This window comes from Hyalangium sp. (assembly GCF_045802625.1).
Taxonomy (GTDB): domain Bacteria; phylum Myxococcota; class Myxococcia; order Myxococcales; family Myxococcaceae; genus Hyalangium.
Genome location: NZ_JBJMQP010000059.1, coordinates 78,330 through 94,775, shown reverse-complemented (window position 1 = coordinate 94,775; position 16,446 = coordinate 78,330). Strand labels below are relative to the sequence as shown.

The following is a 16,446-nucleotide window of genomic DNA, read 5'->3' as shown; positions in this document are numbered from 1 at the left end:
TGCCAGGACGGCAGCCATCGTCGCCGCGTTCAGCTCGGCCCCGGTGGCGCCCACGTCGGACAGCTCCAGCTCGGCCCGGTGGCGCGCGCCAGGACGGCAGCCATCGTCGCCGCGTTCAGCTCGGCCCCGTGGCGCGCGCACGTCGGACCGCTCCAGCTCGGCCCGGTGGGCGCGCGGTGGACCGCTCCAGCTCGGCCCGGTGGGCGCGCGGTGGACAGCTCCAGCTCGGCCTCGTGGCGCGCGCGTCGGACGGCTCCAGCTCGGCCCCGGTGGCGCGCACGTCGGACAGCTCCAGCTCGGCCCGGTGGCGCCCACGTCGGACAGCTCCAGCTCGGCCCGGGTTGAGACTCCCGAGCGCTAAGGGGTGCATTTGTGCGGCAGCGCTGGAAATTCGCCGGTTTTTGAACGCTCCCGCCCAACCTCCCCCATCGTTCCCCCTGCCCCCATGTGCCGGGTAGTTTCTCCTCCCGTCGCGCGGCGCCCCGCTCGCGTGCCTCTAGGAGTCTCCATCCATGGCCACCGTCACAGGCCCCCAGTTGCCCGAGGGGGCGATCCTCTTCTCCCTGGGCGATTTCTCTTATGCGTTCCTCCGAGTGCTGGAGACGACCAACCACGGCGAAACGGTGCTGATCGTGCAGCAGCGCTCACGCCTGGGACCGGAGGGAAATTACATCGCGCGAAGAGTGCTGCCCACATCGCCCAAGCACGACCCCGAAGCGCTCGCCAGGATACGCGCGCGGCTTGAGGAAGAGGCGCGGCTGGCCACCTACCTGGATCATCCGAACATCGCCCGGGTTCTGGGACGGGCCGAGTCTCACGGGGTTCTCTACATCCTGTGCGAGCGAGTTTCAGGCACGCGGCTAGACACCATCGAGACAGCCGCGAGCATGCGGGGCGTCTGCCTGTCGGCGGGCTTTGCGCTTCACGTGGGCGCCGAAGTGGCGAGCGCTCTAGACCACGCGCACACGCGCACGGACGAGACGGGGCGCCCGCTCGGCATCATTCACCGCGACGTGAACCCCGCCCGCATCTATGTGAAGGGTGACGGCTCGATCAGGCTCACGGATTTTGCGCTCGCCCGCTCGCTGCTACCGGGCCGGGTGGCAACCTCCGTGCCCCGCCCGCAGGGGGATGCCTTCTACGGCGCCCCCGAGGCACTTCTAGGCGAGCCGATGGATCCGCGCTCGGATCTGTTCGCGCTCGGCTTGGTGATGCTGGAGATCGTCACCGGAAGGGGGCTCTACAGCATGCCCACGCTGCGGGCCTCTGACTTGGAGGAGGCGCTAACGCCCGACGTGCGCGCCAAGGTGGTAGCCGCTCACAACATCGCCACGATTGCCGAACTGCCCGAGCAAGTTGACGACTACATCCTGCGGGCTGCCACGTACACCGCGCAGGAGGTCGAGGAACTGACAGAGGACGTGTTCCCCCCGCTGCGCTCCATCCTCCGAGCGTTGCTCCAGCGGCGCCCAGAAGATCGCTACCCGTCAGCAGCAGCGCTAGAGGACGATCTCCGCAAGGGACTGGCCGCGTTGGGCGCGCCCTACGGAGGCCCCGAAGCTATCGCGGAGTTGCGGCGCATCTCGGCAGCCGCCCGCATGCACAAGGACGTAGGCGGCCCCACTGCACAGGATTCCGCGTCCACTACGCGCAAGCTGTCCGCTGATCACGTGATCACGTCCCCGGGTAGCTCCGCGTAGCGCTCGGCTCCCGCGCCACTCTCAGCCTCGCAGCCCGCATCGGCGTCGCGCCGAGACGGGATCGGCTTGCCTCTGACCTTGGAGGGGGGACAGGCCGATCCCATCGGAGCGCGTGCCACTGGCCACACCGAGGGGGATCGGCGTGGCCAGGGCGAAGCGACTGGGGGCGCCCTGCATCCTGGGGGCGCCCCTGGTCGCGGCAGTTCACCGCGCCCGGTGAACTGAGCGGCTGCCTGCCTCTCTCCCTGTCATGCGCCCCCGGCTTGGATGTTTCGTGCTGGCGTGGCGCGAGGTTCCCACGATGAAAGGCCACCAGACAGCACGGCCCCCAGAGGGTCTCTCTCGGCGCAAGTCCCGCAGTCGCCGTCCCCTGCTTCCTCGGGACGCGACGCGCAGAGAGCAACGGCTCGGGGCGACGCTCGGAAGGGCGTTGCGAGCGGCGCGGATGCGCGCGGGGTTCACTCAAGCTGATCTCGCTGCGAGCATTGGCAAGGCTCCCGAGGTCTACGGGCGGCTAGAGCGCGGGAAGATGCTTCCCAGCGTGCCCACGCTGTTCCGGCTGTGCGTGGCCCTGCGAAGTGGCCCGCACGAATTGATGGGCTTTGCCCCCGTGGGCAGTCTGCCGGATGTGGTCCGGAGCGAGGTTCCCCCAGAACTGACAGATACCCCAGAAATGCGCCGCCTGCTGCGCCTGCTGGGACGTCTTCAGGGGCTACAGGTCAAGCTGATTCTGCGGCTTGTCATGTCCCTCGTAGCGGAGCGGTAGTCCGGCTCACCTGTTCCCGCCGGGCCTGGGGCCGCTGCTGTTCGCTTGATGCTCTCGCCCGCTGGGTTCTGGTGACAGGTGCCCTCCTCGTGGCTATAGAGGCCCCTTTCCCTTCGACTCATCGGAGACACCATGACCACCAGCGTGGAGTGCCCCAAGTGCAGGAAGAAGTCCTTGGTCTTGGGGGATGGAGAGCCCAAGTGCAAGTGCGGCTACACCGACAGCGGGGGCGGCGCTGCAGAAGAGTACGTCGTGACGGTCCTCGGGATCAGCAAGTACGAAACCGTGAAGGACGGTGGCGAACTGCCCATCTCCGAGTGTCCAGACTGCGACGGGGAATCACTTGTTGTCCGTCCGACCACCGGGGGCAAGGACGGGGAGGCAAAGTTCATCTGCTTCGACTGTGGAGAGACCTGGAAGGACGGGGAGTTGCAGTACTGCGATGGGGCAGGAAACCGTAACCCGCATTGGGCACGTCCCTACGACGCTGCCGTCTGCGACGCCTGCATCGCCTCTGCTGCCTCGGAGGACGCCGACTAACGCGCGAGCGCTGCGGCCTTGTCGCGTGCTCCACAGCCGGACTGTGGCCAGAGGTGAGTGCCTGCGGGTATCCAACGCGGGCGCGCCACCTAGACTGGGCTACCCCCCGCAACGGTTGGCCCCACTGCGGTTCCTGGCACGGTCCACGGAGGTAGAGCCAGCAGGGACCAAGGGGACCAAAAAAGGACCAAATCCGCTGGACTCGTGCGGACTCGTGTGGACGCTTCGAGGGGCCGATTTTCAGAGGGAAACCGAGGGGAGGGCCGTTTTTCAGAGCGGGCCGGTTTCCCCCCTACACGGCTTCGATTCCCGCCGCCTCATGGACGGACTCACCGGAGCTCGAGTGGGCCTCGCTCAGTACTTCGGCTTGAGCGTGCTTGACGGCCGGAGCTTCCCTGCGTCGTCGAGATCTGCGAGCACGATGGGGATCGTCGTGCCGAGCATCTTCTTCCACCCCGGCCCCATCATCAGTTTCGCGAGGATGAACCCGCCGATGCCTGTGAAGCCGGAGTGCAGGAATGTGAGCCGTGTGCCCCCGCCGTGCGGCGCGAGCGTGTACGTGACGCGCGTCGGCTTTCCGTTCTCGTCGCCGACCCACGAATAGCTCAGCACCGACGGCTCGCTCGCCTCTACCACCTCGCACTCGACGAACCCACGCCAACCGGGCTGCGGCTTCGCGATGAGCTTGAAGCGCGTGCCGACGACGGGTGAAAAGCCTTCGGGTCGCATCTGCCACAACGCCATCAGCGCGGGATCAGTCAACGCGCGCCAGAGCTTCGCGGGCGAGTGTGGGTAGTCGCGGACAATGCGGATATCGCTCATTGAGGTTCCTCGAACGGGGTGGTGACTGCTTGGGGAGGGGTGATGGGGGTCATGGGGATCGGTGTCCCTTTTTGGAACGGAGAGTCGCTAGCCTAGACGGGCGGACGCGCGCGGCGCTTCATCCGCTCCTTCAACCAGCCCAGCGGGTGCCAGCGACGAATCGGCATCCCATACGCATCCTGCGGCTTCCGGAACAGCACCGCTTGCAACAACCCCGTGGCCCAGATCATCCGCAACACCTGGATCCGCCACGGTCGCAGGTAGAACACCGCGCCGATCGGAATCGCCTCCGACAGGAAAGGCCCCTCGTAGATCTGCGCGCTCGAGATCCGGCGGTACAGCTTCATGAGCCCGTGCTTGCGGACGTCCGTCGCGTAGGTGACGTAGCTCGCGCCGGTCGCGAAGATGGTTTCTCCAACGCAAGCCCACAACTGCGCCGCCTCTCCGCCTCTTCGCTCGGAAGGGCTCAACCACAGCCCATTGAGTTCGACCATACGCTCGAGTGGAACACGTTGCTGAAACGGGCAGGCACTCGGCAGCAGGGTCGGCCATCGCATCGCGGAGCCCGGGGCGACGAGGAAGCCGCCCACCAGGGTCCCCGCTCGATTGAAGCCACCCACGATCTTCGCGCCGGCACAGTACTCGGCAGGAAGCGTGACCCCCGAGTGCTCGCGGAAAAGTTGGCGATAGGACTCCCGTTCGCCGTCATCCACGATGGGCCGAAACTGCATCTCGCTCCCTCCCGGCGTGTTCACACGCGAATGGTGGCGTACCAGCGCAGCGCATCCAGATCGCTTCCACCGTATCAAGCGCACCACAACCACACATCCCCCCTTCGACGGGGGCCGGCGCGTACTCCACCGGGGCCGTCAGGCACGACTGTACTCGCCGCCTGCCCCCACTCCTGACTTCCGAAAGATCAAAGCGTGGGAGCGAGCTGCTCGGCGGCCACGCGCAGGGTGACCACGTCGGCGTCCGCCTTGAGCCAGCGGAAGATCTCCGCCAGCCGCTCCATCTTCCGAGCCGAGGGCCCTCGTAGGTCGCGCTGCTGGCGGACCAGCTCCGGAGGGATTCCGTCGGCCGCGTCCAGCACGTCCACGGCGTGCAGCTCGAAGTTGAAGAACGCATCGCCCCGGCACGAGCGCCACGCGGCACGCACGGCCGGCAGCGGCAGGGTCGTCGCGAACGTGCCGATGAAGGGGAAGCGCACGCCCGGGGTCACCGCCATTGGCAGCTCCAGCACCGCCCCCGTGCCGCGCTGGTAGGGCTGCTCGGGATCGGGCCGGTACGGAGTGCGCGGCGCCAGCAGGACGCGGGGGCTGTCCAGGATCGACCGAGACGGACGCCCGAGGGCCGCCAGCGCGCCCATCACCGCGGCCTTCGCCGCGTAGTACGGAGCCGCCGGGAACGTGGACGAGCCATAGAGGTAACCGCGCTCGGCCGTGGCCGCGTAGAGGGCGGCGTTCAGCGTGTAGCCCGGCGCCCGGAAGCCCACGGGCCGAGTGCCCGTGGCGGCGAGGATGGCCTCCTCACCGCGCGCCAGCTCCTCGCGGATGGAGTCCGGAGCCCGCCGCGTCAGCGCATAATCGTGCGAGAAGCTGTGGTTGGCCACCTCGATGCCGTCCGCATGGGACTCCCGGAGCGCCTGAGCCGCCGCCGCGTCCGCAAGATCCTCTCCGATGGCGAAGAACGTCCCAGGCGCTCCCACGGCCCGCAGCAACTCCCGGAAGCGCGGCACGGCGGTGGAATACACGAGCCCTCGGGCCCGCCCGTCCAGCACGGACTCCGGCAGGCCATGGATGCGGCAATAGTGGTGCAGCGAATCGAGATCGACGGAGATGGACGCGAGCCGCCGAGCCACGCGAGCCTCTCAGGTGCCTCGAATGCGGATGACGTAGAAGAGCTTGCCCAGGTTCTTCAACACGTTGGGCACTCGCTTGAAGAGGTGGATCGACGGCTGACGCTTCTCGTGGAGCTGGATGGGGATCTCCATCACGTTCAAGCCCTCGCGCCAGGCGCGGATGACGAACTCGCTGGCGAACACGTCCATGTCCACCACGCACTTGGCGATGACGGGCAGCAGCGCCTCGCGGCGGAACGCCTTGAGCCCATGCGTGTCGGTGCCCTTGAAGCCCAGCGTCACCCACAGCAGCCGGTTGTGGACCCGCGTGGCCACGCGCCGAATGATGGGGCGCTGATCACTGGCGCCCTTGGCCGCCTTCGAGCCCACCACCATGTCCGCCTCGCCTCGCTCCAGCCGGGGCAGGGCCGCGTCATAGAAGGTGAGATCGCACAGATCGATCTCGTCACAGACCACATAGGTGCCGCGGGCCTTCAGGATGCCGGCCTTGAGCGCCGCGCCGTAGTTGGGCTGCTCCGAGTGGAACCACCGCAGGCGCGGGTTCTGCGCGCACATCTGCTCGAGGAGCTGGGGCGTGGCGTCGCGCGAGCCGTTCTCCGCGAAGATGACCTCGTAGTCCCAGCCGCGAGCGTCCAGCCCCTGGCAGAGCTCGGCCGCCGCCGAACCGATGATGGCCTCTTCGTTGTAAACGGGGATGACGATGGTGAGGTACGGAGCGGCCATGGTCGATGTGGGACGCACACAGGCGAAGAGCCCGACCTAGCATGGCCGCCGCCGACCGTCGACAACCGTCGCTGTCCCACCGGCAGGCGGTCAACGCTCGTTCAGCACCCGGGCACTGGCTCGGCCACCGAGGATGGCGTCCTCCATGGAGGAGTACTCCCACTGCCCGTAACGCCCGGCCGTGAGGATGCGAGCGTGCTCGAGGAAGCGGAGGATCTCCGTCTTCGCCGGGCCATACGCATCGTCATAGAGGACATAAGCGTGGGGGATCTCCACGGCGCGAGCGAAGAGCAGGTCCTCAGCCGAGTGGATCATCTGCGAGCGGACCAGATCCTCCACGGCGTGTTGCTCGCACTGGGCGCGGGACAGCTCGCCGTGGTGGCTGTACTCCACATAGAAGCTGGCCGTGTCTGGAGGCGCGAGCGGCGCGTACACCGCGGACGGAGAGCCGATGCGGTACGTCTTGAACTCGGGCTCGGGCAGGTAGATCCAGTGCCAGGGCTGCCGGTTCTTCCCCCGAGCCCCCACGCAGACATAGGTGACGGTGGTGGCGCGCAGCCGGCTGGCGGCGGCCCGAACCTCGTCCGGCACCCCGGAGGCTCCTCGGGCGAGCAGGCCCACGAGGTGCGGTAACGAGAGCGTGGACAAGAGCTCCGAGTAGCCGAGCGTGCCCCCGTCCGACAGAGTGACCTTCCGGGCCCTCCAGTCGATGGCGGTGGGCTCGGTGCGCACGCGCACCTCTCCGCCCTTCAGGTGACGCAGCATGGCGCGGGCCAGGCTCTCGATGCCGCCCTCGCGAGGGTAGAGGAACGAAGCGTTGTACCCGAGCTGATCGCTGCCCGCCCCGAGCGCCCCGTCCACCACTTCCTTGAGGCTGGGCCGCGGCACGAAGCGCCCCACCCACGCCGCCGACAGCTCTCGCGGGTGCACCGTCCAGAGCTTCTGGTTGTAGGGCACCATGAAGTTCTTCGCGAAGCCTTCCCCCATGTAGCGGAGGATGAACTCCTCGAAGTTGCGGGGCTCACGCTCGCGCAGCTCGCGGCCCTTCTCTCCGTAGATGGCCTCCACGTAGCCGACGAGGTTCTCCGAGATGACCTCCGCCGGCAGCCCGTGGGTGTTCACCTGGTACGGGAAGCGGGTGAAGACGCCTCGGGAGAAGATGGCCGCCTTGCGTTGAATACTCACCATCTGCCCCGGCAGCCAGAGGGTGTTCACCAGCTCCTTGATCTCGGGATCCCTCAGGTGGAGCCAGTGGCCGGTGGGATCGAAGTAGCACCCCTCGATGAGCTCGGTCTTGATGAGGCCGCCCACCCGCTCCGTCTTCTCGATGAGCTGCCAGGGGCGCTGGAGGAAGTGGGCGGCGGACAGGCCCGCCAGACCCGCACCGAGAATGAGGGTAGGATCCATACCTTCCCGGGTCTACCACCTCCCGCCTGGGGGTGGGGTCACCACGTGTGGGCCCCCGTCCCCGGGCATACGGGCCCCCGCCCCCTCGCCTGGACACCAAGGGCGGACGGGAGCCCGCTTGTTCGCGTTCTTTCCGCGCCGGAAACGCCTCTGATAGCCTGCGCCCGCGCTGCGGGATGATCAGCCCGCTCGCAGGCGCTCGCGCCAGCAGGTCCCTGAAGGAATCCCATGAAAGTCTCGTGCCCGACTTGCCAGACGAACTACAACATCGATGACAAGCGGATCCCCCCAGGCGGCGCAAAGCTGAAATGCGCCCGGTGCCAGAACACCTTCCCCATCCGGTCGCTCTCGGAGGGAATGCCCACCCCGGTAGCCATCCCGCTGCCAGGCACCGCCGCGCCCCAGTCCGCTGCCATCCCGCTGCCGGGCTACGCCGCGCCTCAGCCCGCCGCCGTCCCGCTGCCGGGCTACGCCGCGCCCCAGTCCGCCGCCGTCCCGCTGCCGGGCTACGCCGCGCCCCAGTCCGCCGCCGTCCCGCTGCCGGGCTACGCCGCGCCCCAGTCCGCCGCCATCCCCTTGCCTCCCGCGCCCGCGGCGGATCCGTTCGCGGCCGCTGGCGGTGGGGACTACGCGTGGGACGAGCAGGAGTCCACCCGCGTCGTCTCCCTCTCCTCGCTGCCGAGCGCCGCGTTCCGGGATGCTCCTCCGGAGCCGCCGCCCGCCCCCGCCTACTCGCAGGAAGTGCCTGGCACGGCGCGAGACTTCGACTTCTCGAACGAGCCCGCCGCGGATCCCTATGCTCAGGATCCCGCCGCGGCCTCCGGCCTGACCAGCGAGTACGATCCCTTCGGCCAGGACGCGACCGTCGCCATTCCGTTGCCCGGCTTGGCGGACCCGCAGGCCCCCATGTATGAGGAGGCAGCCATGCCGCAGGGCGCGGCGGATCCGAACGATCCGTTCGCCCTCCCGCCCCCGCCTGCGTATGACGATCAGCAGGGCTACGCCGAGGCGAGCGCGCCCCCCACGGAGGATCCGTTCGCCCTGCCGCCGCCGCCCGCGGCTCCGGAGCAGGATCCCTTCGCCCTGTCGCCGCCGCCCGCGGCTCCGGAGCAGGATCCCTTCGCCCTGTCGCCGCCCCCGGAGAGTGCGCCCGCGGAGGATGCCTTCGCGATGGCGCCGCCCCCGGATCAGGACTTCTCCCTCCCCCCGATGGGGGAACCCTCGGAGCCGCCTCCAGCTCACGCCTTCGCGTTCCCTCCGCCCCCCGCGCCCGCCCCGGAGTCGGATCCGTTCGCCATCGATCTCTCGGAGCCGCCGCCGCCCGCACCCGCGCCGGATCTCAACCTCGACTTCAGCGAACCTCCTCAGCAGGCCGCTCCGCCCCCCGCCCCCGCTCCATCCGGGCCTGTGAACATGGGCGACTTCGGGGACGTGAGCTTTGACGATCCCCTGCCGAGCGCTCCGTCCGCGGGCGACTCGCTCGAGTTCGACCCGACGGCGCCCTCGAGTGGCCCGGCCGGGGATGATCTCGAGGTGGATCTCTCCGCGCCCCTCCCGCCTCCGCCCACCGCGGGCAACGCGGATGGCCTGGAGATGCTCAGCTTCATCGACGACGCCGCCAAGGAGAGCAACGCCAAGGGCGCGGCCAAGGTGAAGCGCTTCCAGGTCCGCCGCCGCTCGGGCAAGGTCTTCGGCCCGTTCGAGGAGGGCGTCATCGTCAAGATGCTTGAGGAGGGCCAGCTCCTGGGCAACGAGGACGTCTCCACGGACTCGGACAACTGGACGCCCATCGGCACGGTGGCCTCGTTCGCCACCGCCATCCAGAAGCTGATGGAGGGCCCCTCCTCCAAGACGGGCCTGCCCGCCGTGGCTCCGGCGGGAGAGGCGGCTCCGGACCCGTCGGCCCCGGCGCCCAACCCGACCGCCAGCATGGACCGGATGAAGCAGCTGTACGAGGGCCGCATGGCGGGCATCGCCGTGGTGGACCGCAGCAGCTCCTACGAGAAGTGGCGCAAGCGCATCCCCTACCTCATCGCCGCGGGCGCGGTGACGCTCGTGCTGCTCATCGGCTTCAGCTTCGGCTTCACGAAGTACGGCGTCTTCGGCCATCGCAAGCTGTTCCCCGCTCGCGTCTCTTCCGGCTCGCCCGCCGCCACGGACGTGGAGAACGCGCGCAAGGCGCTGCTGGCGGACACCTTCAGCAGCTACCAGCAGGCGCGGGATCTGACCGCCAAGGTGCTCGCCACCAAGGAGTACCCCGAGGTCCGCGCCCTCTGGTGCCAGTCCATCTTCTACCTCCAGCGCCGCTACGCCGCCGCGGACACGAAGGATCTGGCCAGGTGCCAGGCGAACCGCGAGGACTTCGAGCTGCTCGGGAGCAAGAACGTGGAGGCGCTCAAGTCCTTCGCGGGCTCCGCCCTGGCCCGGCGTCTGCCGGACGAGGTCCTTCAGGGGCTGAAGGATGCCTACGGCCGCGAGGCCAACGCCGGTGACGTGGAGCTGGCCTTCCTGCTGGCCGAGGCCCAGGCCCTCAAGCACCAGGACAAGGACGCCCTGGCCACCATCGACAAGGTGCTCACTGTCCGCAAGGACTCGGCCAAGGCCCTGCACATGAAGGGCAACCTGCACCGGGACGCCGGCCACGCCGAGGAGGCCGCCAAGGCGTACGAGGCGGCCCTCCAGGCGGACCCCGCGCACGTCATCTCCGCGGTGGAGCTGGCCGCGGTGGAGCTGCTGCTGCTCAAGGGAGACCCCGCCAAGGGCCTGGAGGCCGTGAACCGCGCGCTGGACGAGAAGGCCCTGGCGGCGCTGGGCCCGGCCGAGATCGCCCGCGCCAAGAGCCTGAGGGGCGTGGCGCTCGCCGGGCAGTTCAAGTTCAAGGAGGCCGAGGCGGAGCTGAAGGACGCGATACAGAAGGATCCGGGCTCGCTCTTCATCAAGGCCCAGCTGGCCCGCGTGCTGCGCGCCAACCGCGACTTCGCCGGCGCCCTGCCGCTCTACGAGGCCGCGTCGAAGGAGGAGCCCGGCACCCTGGATTACACGGAGGGCTACATCACCTCGTTGCTCATGCTGGGCAAGATCGCTGACGCGCTCAAGGCGGTGGAGGGGGCCAACGCCCGCTTCACCAATGACGCGCGCATCGCCCTGCTCTTCGCCCGCATCGACGACGCGCGTGATCAGCTCGCCGACGCCGAGGGGCACTACCAGCGCGCCATCAAGGCGGACCCGAAGCTCTTCGAGGCCAACCTCCACCTGGGCCGCTTCTACCTGCGCCTGCGCCGCAACACCGAGGCGCGCACCCAGCTCGAGGAGGCCGAGAAGAAGGCTCCGGAGGACGCGGGCGTGCGCGCGGGCATGGGCGAGCTGGCGCTCACCGAGAACAAGCTGGAGCTGGCCCAGCAGGAGTTCGAGAAGTCCGCCCAGCTCAACCCCAGCCTCGCCGAGGCCTACCTGGGCCTGTCCCGCGTGGCGCTGCTGGGCGGAGACCTGGAGAAGGCGAAGACGAACGCCAACAAGGCCCTGGAGCTGGATCCGCACCTGCTCAAGGACGGGCGCCTGCAGCGCGGCACCGTGCTGTGGCGGCTGGGCCAGCTCGACGAGGCCATCACCGAGCTGGAGAAGGCCAAGGAGGAAGATCCCCGCTCGACCACCATCCCCATCACCCTGGGCGCGGTGTTCTACGAGAAGGGGGACATGGCTGGCGCGGAGAAGAACCTCAGCCTGGCGCTCACCCGCGAGCCCTCCAACCACGAGGCGCTCTACTACCTGGCCATGGTCAAGTCCAAGCGCGCCGAGTACACCGGCGCCGTCGAGCAGATGAAGCTCGCCGTGGAGAAGGCCCCCAACCGGGCCGACTACCACTACGCCCTGGGCGACATCTACCGCAAGGACGAGCGCTACTCCGAGGCCATCGAGGAGTGGAAGAAGGTCATCGAGCTGGATCCGAAGAACGCGGACGCCTACGAGGCGCTCGGCCGCGTGTACCTGGACACCGGCAAGATCGACGACTCCATCAAGTCGCTGGAGGCCGCCCTCACCGTGGATCCCAAGCGCAAGCGGGTGCTGGGCGCCATTGGCGACGCGTTCTTCAGCGCCGGCCGCTGGGACGAGGCCATCAAGCGCTACGAGAAGGCGCTCAAGGAGGCCCCGGAGCTCACCTACGTCTACTACAAGATTGGCCGCTCCTGGTCCGAGCGCGAGCAGCAGTCCAAGGCCATTGACTGGTACAAGAAGGCCATCGCCGCCGAGCCGCAGAACGCCATGGCCTACTACTACCTGGGCTTCTCCTATAAGGACCGGGCCAAGAAGAAGGACGCCGCCGCGGCCTTCAAGAAGTACCTGGAGCTCAAGCCCAACGCCGACGACAAGCGTGAGATCGAGGACGAGATCGCCGCCCTCGAGTAGCACCCCCCGGCCCCCCGCGACGTCCGCTTCCGGGCGTCGCGGGTCAGGTCCAGCTTGCCGGACACGTCCCGGGTGACTACAAGTCGCCCCCCATGCTGGATCTCCGTTACATCGCCCAGAACTTCGATGCGGTCGTCGCCCGGCTGAAGACCCGGAGTGGCAACCTGGACCTTGGCACCTTCCAGAAGCTCTTCACCGAGCGTCGGGAGCTCTACGTGGCCATGGAGTCGCTGTCGGCCAAGCGCAACGCCGCCAACGAGGAGATGAAGAAGAAGGCGAAGGAGGATCCCGCCGCCCTCGAGGCGCTGCGCGGCTCGCTTCGCGCCGTCTCCCAGGAGATCAAGGAGAAGGAGGCCCGCCTCAAGGAAGTCGAGGAGGAGATCAACCGCATCCTCCTGCTCATCCCCAACATCCCCCACGAGTCCGTGCCCGTGGGCGCCGACGAGCACGGCAACCAGCAGGTGAAGCTCTGGGGCGAGAAGCCCAGCTTCCTCTTCACGCCCAAGCAGCACTTCGACATCGGCGAGAAGCTGGGGATGCTGGACTTCGAGCGCGCCGCCAAGGTGTCCGGCAGCCGCTTCACCTTCTACAAGGCGGCGCTGGCGCGGCTGGAGCGGGCGCTCGTCACCTTCATGATCGATGTGCACACGCAGAAGGGCTACACGGAGCTGCTGCCGCCCTACCTGGTGCTGCGCGAGACGATGATGGGCACCGGCCAGCTCCCGAAGTTCGAGGAGGACGCCTTCAAGACGAGCGGTGATCCGGAGCGCTTCCTGATCCCCACCGCCGAGGTGCCCGTCACCAACTACCACGCGGACGAGATTCTGGAGGGCGGCCAGCTGCCGCTGAAGTACTGCGCCTTCAGCCCGTGCTTCCGCGCCGAGGCGGGCGCCGCCGGCCGGGACACCCGCGGCCTCATCCGCCAGCACCAGTTCCACAAGGTGGAGCTGGTGAAGTTCGCCCCCCCGGAGACCAGCCTCCAGGAGCTGGAGGGCATGACGGATGACGCGTGCGACATCCTCCGGCGGCTCGGGCTGCACCACCGCGTCATGCTGCTGTGCACCGGGGACATGGGCTTTGCGTCCCGGAAGACGTACGACATCGAGGTCTGGCTGCCCGGCCAGGGAGCGTACCGGGAGATCTCCTCCTGCTCGGACTGCGGCGACTTCCAGGCCCGGCGGGCGAAGATCCGCTTCCGCGCCCAGAAGGGGGACAAGCCCCAGCTGCTCCACACCCTCAACGGCAGCGGTCTGGCCGTGGGGCGGACGAGCATTGCGATCCTGGAGAACTACCAGCGCGAGGACGGAAGCGTGGCCATCCCGGAGGCGTTGGTCCCCTACATGGGGGGTATGCGGGAGATCCGGCCCCTGTGAGCCACATCCCCATTGCAATGGGATGCGGATGAGGTAGAAGGGCGGCCCCGTGCAGGTTGGCGGGCCGCACGGCAGAAGGGGAGGAATGGCCGAGCGGCTGAAGGCAGCGGTCTTGAAAACCGCAGAGGGTGAAAGCTCTCCGTAGGTTCGAATCCTACTTCCTCCGAAGTTTCTCCTTGTTTTCCGCAGTTCTTTGACAGAGAAGGTTTGGAGAGATGGCCGAGAGGCTGAAGGCACAGGTTTGCTAAACCTGCATACTGGAAACGGTATCGAGGGTTCGAATCCCTCTCTCTCCGCCACTTATCGTTGTAGCAGCGCTGGAAGACACGCTCCCTTAGCTCAGCTGGATAGAGCGTCGGACTACGAATCCGAAGGCCGGAGGTTCGAATCCTCCAGGGAGCGCCACTCTTCCCCCGCGCTGCTTCTCTCCATGAGTGAAGACGACGCTTTCATGCAGCAGGCGCTGGCGCTGGCGCGGGAAGCGGCGGCACTCGGAGAGGTCCCCGTCGGGGCGGTGGCGGTGCACGCTGGCAAAGTCGTGGGCACGGGCTTCAACCGCCGCGAGGTGGACAAGAACCCCCTGGCTCATGCCGAGCTGCTCGCGCTGGACGCGGCCGCCAAGGCGCTGGGAGCCTGGAGGCTCATGGGGGTCACCCTGTACGTGACGCTGGAGCCGTGCGCCATGTGCGCGGGCGCGCTGGTGCAGGGGCGGGTGACGCGGCTGGTGTTCGGGGCGATGGATCCCAAGGCCGGAGCGGTGGGCTCGCTCTACAACCTGGCCGAGGAGCCGAGGCACAATCACCGGCTCCAGGTGACGAGTGGCATCCAGGCGGACGAGAGCCGCCTGCTTCTCAAGAGCTTCTTCGAGCGGCTGCGCGAGAAGAGGCGTGACAAGTGAATATTGGAGAGCTGGCCGAGTGGTCGAAGGCACCTGACTCGAAATCAGGCGTACCGGGAACGGTACCGTAGGTTCGAATCCTACGCTCTCCGCTCGATGTGGCAGGACCTTGGAGAGGTGGCCGAGCGGTTGAAGGCACACGCCTGGAACGCGTGCATACCTTAACGGGTATCGTGGGTTCGAATCCCACCCTCTCCGTAGGTGTTATTTTTGTGGTCGGGACAACGTGGGGACGTGAACCCCGCCAGGTCCGGAAGGAAGCAACGGTAGCGCACCTTCGCGTGTGTCCCGGCCGTTTCTCTTGTGAAGAGCCGATGCCCCCTCGGGGGCGTCGGCTCTTTGCTTTTGCGGGCGCTCGCCCCCCCGCGCTTCGGCTAAGCGCGGGTGACGCGGAGGGGAACCATGCCGGATGTCATCGTCGTCGGTGGAGGCCACAACGGGCTCGTCGCCGCTGCGCTGCTCGCGCGCCGGGGCTTGAAGGTCACCGTGCTCGAGGAGAAGGCCACCGTCGGCGGGGCGAGCAAGACGGAGTACCCCTTCCGCTCCGCGCCCAAGCTGGGGGTCTCCACGGGGGCCTACCTGCTGGGGCTCATGCCTCCGGAGCTGATGCAAGAGCTGGAGCTGGAGCTGCCCCTCAAGCGCAGGGATCCGCACTACTTCCTGCCCACGCTGGACACGCGCTACCTCCTGTTCGGCTCGAACGAGAAGGAGATGCGCCGCCAGTTCCTGGCCTTCTTCTCCGAGGCGGACTGGAACGCCAACCAGGCCATGAACGCCGAGCTGGCGGCCATCCGGGATGACCTGGCGCCGGCGTGGCTGCTGCCGCCGCTGTCGCTCGAGGAGACGGCCGAGCGCTTCATCCGCCCCACCCTGCGCACCGCCTTCATCCGGCTGTGTCGCGGCTCGGCGCGCGAGTACCTGGACCGCTTCGGCTTCGAGTCGGATCTGCTCAAGGCCATGTACGCGGTGACGGACGCCTTCTCCGGGGCGGACGCGGGCTATGACACGCCGGGCGCGGGCATGAACCTGCTCGGCCACAACATGTGCCGGCTGCCCGGCAGCGGAGGCACGTGGATGATCGTCGGTGGCGGCATGGGCACGGTGACCCAGTCGCTGGCGAAGATTGTCCAGAAGCACGGCGGGGAGATCCGCACCCGGGCGAAGGTGGCCTCCATCCGCACGGATCGGGGCGTGGTGAAGGGCGTGGTGCTGGAGGGTGGCGAGGAGCTCTCCGCCAGCGTGGTGGTGTCCAACGCGGACCCGTTCCGCACCTTGAAGCTGGTGGAGGCCTCGGCCCTGCCGGCGGACTACCGCAAGCGGGTGGACGCCCTGGCCACGCCGGGCACCACGCTCAAGGTGAACCTGTGCCTCAAGGGCCTGCCCACCTTCACCTGCCTGCCCGAGGACCGGGGCCAGTTCGGCCCCACCATCCACCTGCTCCCGCAGGAGGACGTGCTCGAGTCTCTCGCGAAGGCCTACTCGGACACCAAGGCCGGCAAGCTGGCGGAGTTCCCCTCGATCGAGTGGTACTTCCACACTCCGATCGATCCCAGCCTCCGGGATGACCAGGGACACCACAACTCCGCCCTCTTCGTGCAGTGGGTGCCCTACCAGCCCAAGGGCTCCACCTGGGAGAAGGAGGAGGAGCGCTACGTCCAGCACCTGCTCTCCATCTGCGATCGCTTCGCCCCGGGCACCAGCGAGCTCGTGGTGGAGACCTTCACGCTGACCCCGCCCAAGATCGAGTCACACTTCGGCATCACCCACGGCCATATCCAACACGTGGACAACAAGCGCGGCTTCAACGAGCGGCTGCCCTACGAGACGCCTGTCCAGGGGCTCTACTTCTGCAGCGCCGGGTGCCACCCTGGCGGCGGCGTCATCGGCGCCGCTGGGCACAACGCCGCGGGGGTGGTGCTCAAGGCCCTGGGACGTTGACCCCTGCCCCAGAC

Annotated in this window: 12 protein-coding genes, 5 tRNA genes and 1 other RNA gene; 13 read left to right on the top strand and 5 right to left on the bottom strand. The window is 68.1% G+C overall.

Going from position 1 to position 16,446, the window contains the following annotated elements; genetic code table 11:
* Nucleotides 1-512: 512 nt before the first annotated feature.
* The 3 genes from ACJ8AT_RS12800 (at nt 513) to ACJ8AT_RS12790 (ending at nt 3,006) form a co-directional block, all read left to right on the top strand.
* Nucleotides 513-1,700: a serine/threonine-protein kinase gene (locus ACJ8AT_RS12800; RefSeq protein WP_407737984.1), complete on the top strand. Its 1,188-nt coding sequence runs from the start codon at nt 513-515 to the stop codon at nt 1,698-1,700.
* Nucleotides 1,701-1,950: 250 nt separating this feature from the next.
* Complete coding sequence (locus tag ACJ8AT_RS12795; protein ID WP_407737983.1) at nt 1,951-2,466, top strand: helix-turn-helix transcriptional regulator; 516 nt, start codon at nt 1,951-1,953, stop codon at nt 2,464-2,466.
* Nucleotides 2,467-2,598: 132 nt separating this feature from the next.
* A complete protein-coding gene (locus ACJ8AT_RS12790) occupies nt 2,599-3,006 on the top strand; it encodes a hypothetical protein (protein ID WP_407737982.1) in 408 nt (135 codons plus the stop codon).
* 354 nt (nt 3,007-3,360) lie between these two features.
* On the opposite strand, the gene ACJ8AT_RS12785 is transcribed toward ACJ8AT_RS12790, so the two are convergent.
* The 5 genes from ACJ8AT_RS12785 to ACJ8AT_RS12765 all read right to left on the bottom strand — a co-directional run bounded on the left by ACJ8AT_RS12785 (nt 3,361) and on the right by ACJ8AT_RS12765 (nt 7,819).
* Entirely contained in the window at nt 3,361-3,828 is a 468-nt protein-coding gene (locus ACJ8AT_RS12785; RefSeq protein WP_407737981.1) for an SRPBCC domain-containing protein, read from the bottom strand.
* A 92-nt stretch (nt 3,829-3,920) separates the two neighbouring features.
* Nucleotides 3,921-4,559 (bottom strand): hypothetical protein, encoded by a 639-nt coding sequence (locus tag ACJ8AT_RS12780; protein WP_407737980.1) that lies wholly within the window; start codon nt 4,557-4,559, stop codon nt 3,921-3,923.
* A 188-nt stretch (nt 4,560-4,747) separates the two neighbouring features.
* Nucleotides 4,748-5,689 (bottom strand): polysaccharide deacetylase family protein, encoded by a 942-nt coding sequence (locus ACJ8AT_RS12775; RefSeq protein ID WP_407737979.1) that lies wholly within the window; start codon nt 5,687-5,689, stop codon nt 4,748-4,750.
* Between the two features lie 9 nt (nt 5,690-5,698).
* Nucleotides 5,699-6,412: a glycosyltransferase family 2 protein gene (locus tag ACJ8AT_RS12770; RefSeq protein WP_407737978.1), complete on the bottom strand. Its 714-nt coding sequence runs from the start codon at nt 6,410-6,412 to the stop codon at nt 5,699-5,701.
* Nucleotides 6,413-6,502: 90 nt separating this feature from the next.
* Nucleotides 6,503-7,819, bottom strand: a complete 1,317-nt coding sequence (locus ACJ8AT_RS12765) for a protoporphyrinogen/coproporphyrinogen oxidase (RefSeq protein ID WP_407737977.1) — start codon at nt 7,817-7,819, stop codon at nt 6,503-6,505.
* Between the two features lie 228 nt (nt 7,820-8,047).
* On the opposite strand from ACJ8AT_RS12765, the gene ACJ8AT_RS12760 reads away from it, so the two are divergent.
* The 10 genes from ACJ8AT_RS12760 (at nt 8,048) to ACJ8AT_RS12715 (ending at nt 16,432) form a co-directional block, all read left to right on the top strand.
* A complete protein-coding gene (locus ACJ8AT_RS12760; protein ID WP_407737976.1) occupies nt 8,048-12,223 on the top strand; it encodes a tetratricopeptide repeat protein in 4,176 nt (1,391 codons plus the stop codon).
* Between the two features lie 92 nt (nt 12,224-12,315).
* Nucleotides 12,316-13,596 carry a serine--tRNA ligase gene (gene serS, locus ACJ8AT_RS12755; RefSeq protein ID WP_407737975.1) on the top strand — a complete coding sequence of 427 codons (1,281 nt, stop codon included), beginning with the start codon at nt 12,316-12,318 and terminating at the stop codon, nt 13,594-13,596.
* A 79-nt stretch (nt 13,597-13,675) separates the two neighbouring features.
* Nucleotides 13,676-13,762 (top strand) — tRNA-Ser (locus ACJ8AT_RS12750).
* Between the two features lie 43 nt (nt 13,763-13,805).
* Nucleotides 13,806-13,895, top strand: a tRNA-Ser gene (locus ACJ8AT_RS12745).
* 29 nt (nt 13,896-13,924) lie between these two features.
* Nucleotides 13,925-14,001 (top strand) — tRNA-Arg (locus ACJ8AT_RS12740).
* A 25-nt stretch (nt 14,002-14,026) separates the two neighbouring features.
* On the top strand, nt 14,027-14,494 hold the full coding sequence (tadA, locus tag ACJ8AT_RS12735) for a tRNA adenosine(34) deaminase TadA (protein ID WP_407737974.1): 468 nt from the start codon (nt 14,027-14,029) through the stop codon (nt 14,492-14,494).
* Nucleotides 14,495-14,499: 5 nt separating this feature from the next.
* Nucleotides 14,500-14,586: transfer RNA gene (locus ACJ8AT_RS12730), tRNA-Ser, on the top strand.
* A gap of 19 nt (nt 14,587-14,605) precedes the next feature.
* Nucleotides 14,606-14,692: transfer RNA gene (locus ACJ8AT_RS12725), tRNA-Ser, on the top strand.
* Nucleotides 14,693-14,705: 13 nt separating this feature from the next.
* An RNA gene (ffs, locus tag ACJ8AT_RS12720) (signal recognition particle sRNA small type) lies at nt 14,706-14,794 on the top strand.
* A 102-nt stretch (nt 14,795-14,896) separates the two neighbouring features.
* Complete coding sequence (locus ACJ8AT_RS12715) at nt 14,897-16,432, top strand: phytoene desaturase family protein (protein WP_407737973.1); 1,536 nt, start codon at nt 14,897-14,899, stop codon at nt 16,430-16,432.
* Nucleotides 16,433-16,446: the final 14 nt, after the last annotated feature.

Bases quoted from the DNA above. Each gene is read 5' to 3' on its own strand.
- ACJ8AT_RS12800 (WP_407737984.1), top strand. From the start codon at position 513: ATGGCCACCGTCACAGGCCCCCAGTTGCCCGAGGGGGCGATCCTCTTC.
- ACJ8AT_RS12795 (WP_407737983.1), top strand. From the start codon at position 1,951: ATGCGCCCCCGGCTTGGATGTTTCGTGCTGGCGTGGCGCGAGGTTCCC.
- ACJ8AT_RS12790 (WP_407737982.1), top strand. From the start codon at position 2,599: ATGACCACCAGCGTGGAGTGCCCCAAGTGCAGGAAGAAGTCCTTGGTC.
- ACJ8AT_RS12785 (WP_407737981.1), bottom strand. From the start codon at position 3,828: ATGAGCGATATCCGCATTGTCCGCGACTACCCACACTCGCCCGCGAAG.
- ACJ8AT_RS12780 (WP_407737980.1), bottom strand. From the start codon at position 4,559: ATGCAGTTTCGGCCCATCGTGGATGACGGCGAACGGGAGTCCTATCGC.
- ACJ8AT_RS12770 (WP_407737978.1), bottom strand. From the start codon at position 6,412: ATGGCCGCTCCGTACCTCACCATCGTCATCCCCGTTTACAACGAAGAG.
- ACJ8AT_RS12765 (WP_407737977.1), bottom strand. From the start codon at position 7,819: ATGGATCCTACCCTCATTCTCGGTGCGGGTCTGGCGGGCCTGTCCGCC.
- ACJ8AT_RS12760 (WP_407737976.1), top strand. From the start codon at position 8,048: ATGAAAGTCTCGTGCCCGACTTGCCAGACGAACTACAACATCGATGAC.
- serS (WP_407737975.1), top strand. From the start codon at position 12,316: ATGCTGGATCTCCGTTACATCGCCCAGAACTTCGATGCGGTCGTCGCC.
- tadA (WP_407737974.1), top strand. From the start codon at position 14,027: ATGAGTGAAGACGACGCTTTCATGCAGCAGGCGCTGGCGCTGGCGCGG.
- ACJ8AT_RS12715 (WP_407737973.1), top strand. From the start codon at position 14,897: ATGCCGGATGTCATCGTCGTCGGTGGAGGCCACAACGGGCTCGTCGCC.